This window comes from Pontibacter toksunensis (assembly GCF_042686245.1).
GTDB lineage: Bacteria > Bacteroidota > Bacteroidia > Cytophagales > Hymenobacteraceae > Pontibacter > Pontibacter toksunensis.
Genome location: NZ_JBHUOX010000084.1, coordinates 1 through 1373 on the forward strand (window position 1 = coordinate 1; position 1373 = coordinate 1373).

1 protein-coding gene is annotated in these 1373 nt (G+C 55.4%); it reads left to right on the forward strand.

From position 1 onward, the window contains the following. Positions 1–249: 249 nt before the first annotated feature. Positions 250–1373, forward strand: a 1124-nt coding sequence (locus ACFS7Z_RS27185) for an IS110 family transposase (protein ID WP_377492616.1), incomplete at its 3' end; no start/stop codon positions are given.

A 1373-nucleotide genomic window follows, 5' to 3' on the forward strand; every position in this document is an offset into this window, starting at 1 on the left:
CTCATATCTTTGAAGTGTTAGCCAAGAGTACAATTCTTTCTATTTGTACCTTCGCTTTTATACAATATAGGAGGAAAGGATTAAGTGACAGTACTAGACACAATTGATGTCGCCCTTAAGAAACCCCTTTCCTCCCTCTTCATCCAAGCCAGAACAGTACCAAAAGGCCGCCTGCTGCAGGCGAGACCTAGTATCTAGCTGTGAGTATAGGTTGCAGATGAAGTTTATTTACCCAAGCTACCCAATACAATGAAAAACCTGCTATGCCAGAACCTGGGAGTGGACGTTTCCAAGGACTCCCTTGATGTTGTCTTCTCTACCCTTGACATGGAGCGCCAGGTCAGGGTGAAGGCCTCCCGCAAGTTCGCAAACACGCCTGCCGGTATCAGGCAACTCCAGCGCTGGATGGAAAGCAAGCGCGCAGCAGAAGTGGAGCTGCGTATACTCATGGAAGCCACCGGCGTGTATTATGAGCAGCTGGCCTGGTTTCTCCACCAGCAGGGCTACCAGGTATCGGTCATCTTGCCCACCAAGGCCAAGCGCTACCTGCAGGCCCTGGGCCACAGGAGCAAGAATGACAGCATCGACGCCAAAGGGCTGGCCCGCATGGGCCTGGAGCAGTTGCTGCCCCTCTGGCAGCCCCTTTCGCAGAACATCTACCAGCTGCGTCTCCTGACCCGCCAGCTGGAGGACTTCTCTAACCAGCGCACCGTGTTCCTCAACCAGCTCCACGCCCTGCACCACAGTGCCTTTGCGGTAAAGCAGGTGGAGAAAAGCCTCAAAAAGATGGTCCGCACGCTGGAGAAGAGCATTCAGGAGCTGGAGGAGGCTATCCGGGAGCTCATCTGCCAGGACCCGCTGCTGGCCGAGCGGGTGGAGAAGCTCCTGGCTATCAAAGGAGTGGGCCTCAAGACGGTGGCCGTGCTCCTGGCCGAGACCAACGGCTTTGCCACCTTTGAGAAGCAGGGGCAGCTGGTGAGTTACTCGGGCTATGATGTGGTGGAGAACCAGTCAGGCAAACGCTCGGGAAAGACCAGGATGTCCAAGAAGGGCAACGCCCATATCCGCCGGGCCATGCACCTGCCGGCCTTTACCGTGGTGCGCTACAAAGAGCCGGTCTTTGCCGCACTACACGAACGGCTTTTGGCAAGGGGCAAGACCAAGATGCAGGCTTACGTGGCTGTGCAGCGTAAGCTGTTGATTCTGATTTGGACGCTGTGGCGCAAGAATGAGGTGTATGACCCGCTTCACGACCAAAGGCATCAAAAACAAAAAAGAGACATCCAACTCCTGGAGGCCGGAGCCTCTCTTTCAGGTGTCAGCGAAGCTGACGAAAACAAAGTAGCCCCGCTGGGCAGGGCTACACAAGATGA